This is a genomic window from Siphonobacter sp., assembly GCF_048595215.1.
Classification (GTDB): Bacteria; Bacteroidota; Bacteroidia; order Cytophagales; family Spirosomataceae; genus Siphonobacter.
This window is the reverse complement of sequence record NZ_JBMDWJ010000386.1, coordinates 1-8167: the sequence shown is the minus strand read 5'-3', so window position 1 is coordinate 8167 and position 8167 is coordinate 1. Positions and strand designations below refer to the sequence as shown.

Sequence of the window (8167 nt, the reverse complement as noted above, 5' to 3'; positions counted from 1 at the left end):
CCAGGAGTATTACGCCCTGGATTTGCTGTCGGCCATTTTATCCCGGGGCCAGTCCTCGCGTCTGTACAAAGCCCTCGTCGATACGCAAATCGCCAGCGAGGCCTACACGAGTTTTGCTCCCAGCATCGATCCGTACCTGTTCAGTTTTACCGCCCAGGCTTCGGATGGTAAAACGGCGGATACGCTGGAAGCCGCTTTGCTCGCTGAAGTGGATAAGGTCGTGAAAACGGGCGTGACGGAAGCGGAATTGGAGAAGGTAAAAAATCAAAAGGTAATGGATTTCTACCGCAGTATCCAGACTAACAACGGAAAAGCGAATACGCTGGGTCGGTACGAACGCTACTTCGGCGACTACCGCAAGTTTTTCACGGCGTCCGAAGACTATCGAAAAGTAACAGTGGCTGACATTCAGCGGGTAGCGAAAACATACTTCAAGAAATCGAATCGGACGGTAGGCGTATTGCAGAAGGAAATTGAATAATCATTCGACATGAAAAAGATCTTATTTTTTCTGCTACTGGCTCTTCCGGGATTCAGTCAGAATTTTAAACTCCCCCGCTACGAAAAACTGGTATTACCCAACGGTCTGACCTTGATGCTGATGGAACAGCACGAAGTTCCAGTATTGGCTGTGTCGGTAGGTCTGCCGGCGGGAGCGGTTTACGATGGTGCCCAGTATGGGCTGGCGAACCTAACGGCCGAGTCGCTGAAGTTTGGAACGAAGTCCTTTTCTAAAGCTCTGCTGGATGAAAAGCTGGACTTTCTGGGGGCTCAGCTTAGTACCTACGCTACGCTGGAAACGGCCTCGCTGACGTCTTCCTTTGCGGTAAAAGACCAGGAAACGGTATGGCCCATGATCAAGGAAGTACTCGTCAACCCAGCGTTTGATGCTAGTGAGTTTGAAAAGCGGAAAAGCCGTTTACTGGTTGAATTGAAGCAGGCCAAGCAACGCCCTTCGGCTGTACTGGGTGAGTATTTCAATCATTTCTACTACGGCAATCAGCCCTATGGCTCGCCCGCCGATGGAACGCCCGAGAGTATTGGCGGGATTACGCTCGATCAGGTGAAAAACTTTTACCGAACACACTATCAGCCCAATGGTACGGTCGTGTCGGTCGTGGGTGATTTTAATACAGCGGCGATGAAAGCAAAGCTGACGACGCTATTCAAAGATTGGAAAAAAGGAACAGCTGCTACGCCGCCACCGGCTGTAAAAGCCGTACCCAGTCAATCCCGCGTGCTGCTCGTCAATAAGGAAAATGCTACCGAAACCCAGATCATAATCGGGCAGAAGGGCGTACCCATGAATAATCCTGATTACGTAGGCATTGAAGTAGTGAATACAATACTGGGTGCCCGTTTTACGTCCTGGCTGGTGGATGAACTGCGGGTAAATCACGGCTACACGTACGGCGTTCGTAGTAGTTTCGATATGAAAAAAGCCGGTGGTACGTTCGTCATTCGCACGTTCACGCCGACTAAAACTACGATTCCTGCCATCGATCTGGCCCTGGAAGTCATCGGTCGTTTGTATACGAAAGGTATCGACGAAAAGCTACTGACTTCGGCGAAGAACTACGTCAAAGGGCAGTTTCCGCCGCGTTTTGAAACGCCAGCTCAACTGGCCAGTCTGCTGACTACGATGTTTACGTATGGTCTGAACGATAGCTACATCAACGATTTTCAGGCGAAAGTCGATGCCCTGAATGTAGATTCCGTGAAACGAATCATTCAGACTTATTTCCCGAAAGATCATTTTCAACTGGTACTGATTGGCAAAACGGCCGAGTACCGCGAAGCCGCCAAAAAATACGGCGAGGTTTCCGAGAAACAAATCGAAACCCCCGGCTATTAAATGTACGTAGTAAAACAGAGAAGCCCGCGTTGGTGAACGCGGGCTTCCCTGTTTTATAGCATAAGACCGTTCAAACAAGAATCAAGCAGATTCCCGCTTCTTCAGTAGTACGAAAAAACAGAAAACCGCAAACTGACAACTAAAACACCGCCCGCCATTCATACGGCCCCAGCGTAATCGTAGCGGCTCCGGGCAGGCGTATTTGCAGCTCTTCGGTCGTATGATTGGCCAGCAGCGTGGTTTTCCACTTGTTGCCCTTTTCCAGAATCAGGCTACTGCACCGCAGGGGTTGCGAAACCCGGCTGGGAATGACGCGTTCGGGTCTAAACTCACTCAAAAAAGCAAACCATTGGTACAGTGGCGTGGGCTGATCATCGACAAGGATACCGTTGGGACCGAACGCTTCGTAGTATGTAACGGAGGCGGCTCCGGCTTCGGCTAGGTGTTTGAAACTTCCTACCGTCCAGCTGGCGGCAAAATTCGTATGCAGGCGTTTGTCCGGATCGGGAGCGAGCAACACGGGCGACACGTACACGGGTTTTCCCGAGCGTGCTGCGGCCGTACGAACGGTATCCGCCTGACCCGCCAAGTTTTCGATGATGGAAACTTCATCGAACGTGTGTACTTGAGGAGTCACGGAATAACTGACGAAATCTACCCGGCTGTAGTCGAAGGGATGGCGGTTGAAATTGACAAAAAAGCCGTTGGTACCCCCGCCAATTTGTAAAGCCGGCCAGCGGGATTCGAGTAGGGGCAAAGCCCGGTCGAGTAATTCCGAGGTCGTTAGTCCGTTTTCGTTAAGCAAAATGACTTCCTTAATGAGGGGCTTGGATTTAAATAACCTCAGACTCGGTACGTATTGCTCGTCAATCAATACGGCTAACTGTACCGGAATGCCTACTTTTTCAATCTGTTCGAACGTGGCCTGAAAATCCTGCTCCCAATCGGGCTTTCGCAAATCCAGACGAAGCAAGATATGAGCGGGCGTAAGCTTCCGAAGCAACTCAATTTCTTTCGTGCTGATCGAACGATCCAGTTCCGGCCAGGTGAGTCCCCAGGCGGGGATGGACTGTGGGTCGCCAGCCATATCAATCCGAACGCTGGTATCGGGGGTGATGAAGGGCGGCCATTCGCCCGAAAAGGTTAGCGTAGCTCGCTGATGAAAGGTTTCACCCGACTCAACTTCAACGGGCTTGGGCAAACTCTGCGGCGTAGCGTACGTTTTGTAGGAAGTATCCGAGTAATTACGCTGATCTTCCGTTTCAAAAATATCGCCTTCCAGCTCAATCTGGGCTTTCAGTTTAGGGGTAACGTCCCATTCCATGGCCGCAATCGTCAGAAAGGGCTGATGCGGCATAATGAGATCCGGAAATTCGGCGGACGTATCCTCGCCGTTCGGATGAATGATGCGAACAGACTTACCGCGAAAACCCTCCACCGGGTGCAGTACACAAAGGCCTACCCGGTTTTTGGAAAAACTTTCCAGAGCCGTTCCCTCCCAGTCGAAAGTCACGGAGCCATCCATGTTTCCCTGAATATGAACGTGGCCTTCCATGCGGGGCGTTTCGGTGCTCCATCGGTACTGAATTTCGAAGGTATCTTCTGAAGGCTCAATGCGTTCTTCCTGAATCTGAATGTCGGCCGTACCCCAGTTACCATCCCGGATGGCAACGTAAATTCGACGAAGCACTTCCTGGCCCTCTATCGTAAAATAGCGTAAAGAGCCTCCATGGTACAATAGCGTTAGGTTTCCGGCACGTAATAACATCAGTAATTTCAGTTTAAATCTAGCGGGAATGAATAAAAAAGAATGCCTAAGTGGAAGGGGTTAGTGGCGATTTGGTCGGATTTTCCATTCCTGTAACAGACTATCCCGAAAGGTACGGGCAGAACGGGACGATGGAATTTCAAACGAACCAATGGTCGGTAAACCCACTACTTCCAGTCGGGTACGGAACTGACGGTCGGGCAGGCTATCCGGGAAAAAATCAAAATGCAGTACCTGATTACCCTTCGGGGTTGGATACGTATACGAGTCGGTTTCCTGCTGAAGTTTCTGTTGCCGAACCCGTACTTCTTTCTTCCAGAAATGGGGCCGATTCGGAACTTCAACGCGGGCCGGAATCCAGCTAATACGGGTAGTACCGGCCGAGTCGGTGGTCAGTCGAGTCTGGTCGCTATCGAGCAAAAGCTGCATCCCCCGATTGGCTCGCTGAGCATTCAGATTCGTACCGAACGTTTTCAGATACCCCTGGTCGCGGGAGGAGCGGGGATAGGTTTGAAGTACTCTCCAGCCCAGAACGCCCACGCCGATCAGTAAGAGAAAAAAAATAACACGTTCGAGTTTACGGAGCAGAGCCATGAAAATCAGGTAGCTAGAAAATAAGCGGAAATTTTTTACAGCACTCATTCATGCTGTAAAAGCCCTTCGACACACCTAAAGCTAGGGAGGCCCACTCATCCGCAGAAAAAATCACCGCATTTTTTGTATTCACTAAAACCATAGGGAGCAGGTAACTGTTTTACAGCTCATAGGTATAGGGGCCAGAATTTTAACGGATACGTAGAAAAATAGACCCTTTGTGTCGCAAAAAAGGCAGACCCCTTCCAATGCTTCAAAATGGTGCCGTACATTCCTTGGTAGTTTCGTAGAAAAATCCTATTTTCGCGGCCGTAGAAATCGTGAAAGAACCAAAATTAATTTTGAAGGAATTACTGGTTTAAGCTAGCCTGTTTTCAGGATAAAATCCAACCATAAAAAATTAATTTTGGTCAAGTATAAACAATAAAAATTGACTGAACGTGGCAGATATTTTTGAACGTCGTCTGGCGAATCTAGGCCCTCTTGGACAGTACTCTGATAAAGTCCATGGCTATTTTGCTTTCCCTTATCTCGAAGGTGAAATCGGTCCGCACATGAAGTTCCAGGGCAAGGAAATGCTGAACTGGAGCCTTAACAATTACCTGGGATTGGCTAACCACCCCGAGGTACGACAGACCGACGCTGAAGCTGCTGCTCAGTGGGGTATGGCAGCTCCGATGGGAGCCCGGATGATGTCCGGACAAACGCCTTACCACGAAGAGCTGGAACGTCAGCTGGCTGAGTTTGTTCAGAAAGAAGATGCATTCCTGTTGAATTTCGGTTATCAGGGGGTCATGTCCACCATTGAGGCCATTGTAGACTATAAGGATGTAATCGTATATGATGCCGAAAGTCACGCCTGTTTGATCGATGGGATCCGTCTGCACAAGGCGAAAATGGGTAAGTACTTTACCTTCAAGCACAACGATATGGAATCGCTGGAGAAAAACCTTCAGCGGGCTACCAAGCTAGCCGACGAACAGGGTGGTGGAGTGCTGGTGATTACTGAAGGCGTTTTCGGTATGTCCGGAAACATCGGAAAACTGGATGAAATCGTAGCTCTCAAGCAAAAATACAATTTCCGTCTGCTCGTGGATGATGCCCACGGTTTTGGTACGATGGGAGCCACGGGTTCTGGCGTAGCCGAGCACCTGGGTGTACAGGATGGGGTAGATTTACACTTCTCAACGTTTGCTAAATCAATGGCCAGCATCGGCGGATTTATCGCCGGACCGAAAGCGGTCATTCAGTACCTGCGGTATAACCTGCGTTCGCAAACCTACGCTAAATCACTGCCGATGCCGCTGGTTATTGGAGCGATGAAGCGTCTGGAACTGCTGCGTACGCGTCCGGAGCTGCGTCAGAATCTCTGGAACATTGTAAACGCGGTACAGAACGGTTTACGTAGCCGGGGTTTTGATATTGGTACTACACAATCACCCGTTACGCCGGTATTCCTGCACGGAGAACACGCTAATTCTGTAGTAACGCAACTCGTCGTAGACTTACGCGAAAACCTAGGGATCTTCTGTTCGATCGTTGTTTATCCCGTCGTTCCGAAAGGCGTAATCATGTTACGTATTATTCCGACGGCAGTACATACGCTGGAAGACGTAGAACGTACACTGGATGCGTTCGATATTATTCAGGAGCGACTGACGGCTGGTACTTACGCCGATAAAGGTTTTGCTCAAGTAGTAAAAAGTGCCGTTTAGGGCCTTTAAACACTGATTTTACCCCATTTTTTTCAGTTAATACTGGATAAAATGGGGTATTTTTCTGCTCAGGGAAATAAATTGTATAATTTTTCCAAGAACTTTCACATTTTTGAGCTGCTAACACTTGCGGGGAAAGGGTAAATGCCTAAATTTCGCCAGAAACGCATATTTGCGTACTTTCAATCGTTTGTTATACATTAAAACACCAGACTCACATGAGCAGATTTTCAGAACTCAAAGATTTAGTTATGTCACTCGAAGGTGACTTCGAAAAATTCTACGATAAACAAAATCAGGCTGCTGGTACGCGGGTGCGTAAAGGAATGCAGGACTTGAAAGTACTGGCTCAAGACATTCGGTCTGAAGTACAGAACAAGAAAAATGAAAAAGAGGATTAATACTACGCCTCTCAAAACATTCAACCCCCGATTGTAAGCAGTCGGGGGTTTTTTGTTGCTTAAAAATGCTCGCGGTTCATGACAACGGCCACCCCTTTGGTAGTAACCTTCTTGGTTTGAGCATCGATGATTTCCGTAGCGATTTCCGCCGTATGTTTATCTGCGTTAATGCTCAGGATTTCGAATCGGGCTTCGTAAGCAGTATCAACAAACATCGGGCGAAGAAAATCGAGCGATTGCTTTACGTAGATACTGCCCGCTCCCGGAAACTTGGTTCCGATCACATTGGAAAATATACTGGCTCCGAGAATACCGTGAATAATGGGTCGCTTGAACGGCGTGCTGGCCGCAAAATCGGCGTCAAGGTGAAGCGGATTATCGTCACCGGACACTTGGGCAAAAGCCACGACGTCATCTTGCGTAAATTGAAACGGGTAAGCGTAAGTTTCGCCCTGTGTCATAAGGATAAGTTTGAACGTTCGTCCTGAAAATCTTTCGCAAAATAAGCCTTCTTTCAAGTCGTTTCGGGCTTCGGGACCGGATTTTGTCCACGAATTCACGAATAAAGTGTCGAGGATTCCGTAACATTGCCGTTGCATACACCCCCTGCGAACATGAAGAAAATCTGGCAATCTTTTTATAGTTATCGACAGTATGTAGGCGTAGATGGAATGATGTATCTGGCCTTTATTCTTGTTCTGCTCATTCTTTTCGTCTTCTTTTCATAAACGTAAATTTTTATTCTTTTTTTGTGAAAATATAGTATTTAATAAATGTCAATCCCTACTTTTAGGGTAAGAAGTACTTCATTTCATCTATTAACTTAGCACGTTCATGAAAATCACCGTTGTAGGAGCCGGAGCCGTAGGAGCCACTTGTGCCGATAACATTGTTCGTCGGGAATTAGCCCAGGAAGTAGTATTACTGGACATTAAGGAGGGACTGGCCGAGGGGAAATCATTGGATATTTTTCAGACGGCAACGTTGCTGGAATTTGATTCTAAAATCATTGGGTCGACCAACGATTATACCAAAACGGCGGGCTCGGATGTTGTGGTGATTACTTCAGGCATTCCCCGAAAACCCGGTATGACGCGTGAGGAACTGATCGGTATTAATGCAGGCATTGTAAAAACGGTTACTACCAATATTCTCGAACATTCCCCGGATGCCATTATCGTGGTCATTTCCAACCCCATGGATACCATGACCTATCTGGCCCTGCAGGCTTCGGGTTTACCTAAGCAACGAATTATCGGCATGGGCGGAATTTTGGATTCGGCCCGCTTCAAGACCTACCTGTCATTAGCGATGAATGTACCGCCTTCTGATTTACAGGCAACCGTAATCGGGGGCCACGGAGATACCACCATGATTCCCCTGACGCGGCTGGCCACGTATTCCGGTACGCCCGTAAGTGAGTACCTCAGTGCGGAAGTTTTACAGAAAGTAGCTGCGGATACCATGGTTGGTGGAGCAACGCTTACGAACCTGATCGGAACCTCAGCCTGGTATGCTCCTGGTGCCTCCGGAGCCCTGCTCGTGGAAAGTATCGTACGCGACCAGAAACGTATTTTCCCTTGCTGCGTATATCTGGAAGGCGAATACGGACAATCCGATATTTGCCTGGGTGTACCCGTAGTGATTGGTAAAAACGGCTGGGAAAAGATTGTCGATTTTAAGTTGAACGAAACCGAGCAGGCCGCTTTTAACAAATCAGCTGAAGCCGTACGGTCGATGAATAGCGTACTGGCAAGTTTATAAGAAATAAAGGAGTACTAAAGAGAAGAGCCGCTTTTCAGCCATGAAAACCCCCGCTTAACTTTAATTAACA

8 protein-coding genes are annotated in these 8167 nt (G+C 48.4%); 5 read left to right on the top strand and 3 right to left on the bottom strand.

What is annotated here, in order from left to right:
- Both ACOJTG_RS23725 and ACOJTG_RS23720 read left to right on the top strand, forming a co-directional pair.
- The coding region (locus ACOJTG_RS23725; RefSeq protein ID WP_420156084.1) for a M16 family metallopeptidase at positions 1-481 on the top strand (481 nt) is incomplete at its 5' end.
- Between the two features lie 9 nt (positions 482-490).
- Positions 491-1855, top strand: coding sequence for a M16 family metallopeptidase (locus ACOJTG_RS23720; protein WP_420156083.1), 1365 nt, complete (start codon positions 491-493; stop codon positions 1853-1855).
- 139 nt (positions 1856-1994) lie between these two features.
- Here ACOJTG_RS23720 and ACOJTG_RS23715 read toward each other — a convergent pair whose 3' ends face one another.
- Positions 1995-3545: a hypothetical protein gene (locus ACOJTG_RS23715; RefSeq protein ID WP_420156082.1), complete on the bottom strand. Its 1551-nt coding sequence runs from the start codon at positions 3543-3545 to the stop codon at positions 1995-1997.
- Positions 3546-3683: 138 nt separating this feature from the next.
- Positions 3684-4217 (bottom strand): hypothetical protein, encoded by a 534-nt coding sequence (locus ACOJTG_RS23710; RefSeq protein WP_420156081.1) that lies wholly within the window; start codon positions 4215-4217, stop codon positions 3684-3686.
- A 440-nt stretch (positions 4218-4657) separates the two neighbouring features.
- Here ACOJTG_RS23710 and ACOJTG_RS23705 point away from each other — a divergent pair, with 440 nt between their 5' ends.
- The gene (locus ACOJTG_RS23705) at positions 4658-5932 is read left to right on the top strand and encodes an aminotransferase class I/II-fold pyridoxal phosphate-dependent enzyme (RefSeq protein ID WP_420156080.1); all 1275 of its coding nucleotides are present in this window, start codon (positions 4658-4660) and stop codon (positions 5930-5932) included.
- Positions 5933-6150: 218 nt separating this feature from the next.
- Positions 6151-6333, top strand: coding sequence for a histone H1 (locus tag ACOJTG_RS23700; protein WP_094811031.1), 183 nt, complete (start codon positions 6151-6153; stop codon positions 6331-6333).
- Positions 6334-6392: 59 nt separating this feature from the next.
- Here ACOJTG_RS23700 and ACOJTG_RS23695 read toward each other — a convergent pair whose 3' ends face one another.
- Positions 6393-6794: a MaoC family dehydratase gene (locus ACOJTG_RS23695; RefSeq protein ID WP_420156079.1), complete on the bottom strand. Its 402-nt coding sequence runs from the start codon at positions 6792-6794 to the stop codon at positions 6393-6395.
- Positions 6795-7167: 373 nt separating this feature from the next.
- Between ACOJTG_RS23695 and mdh the strand changes: the two genes are divergently transcribed.
- On the top strand, positions 7168-8097 hold the full coding sequence (gene mdh, locus ACOJTG_RS23690; RefSeq protein WP_420156078.1) for a malate dehydrogenase: 930 nt from the start codon (positions 7168-7170) through the stop codon (positions 8095-8097).
- Positions 8098-8167 lie beyond the last annotated feature (70 nt).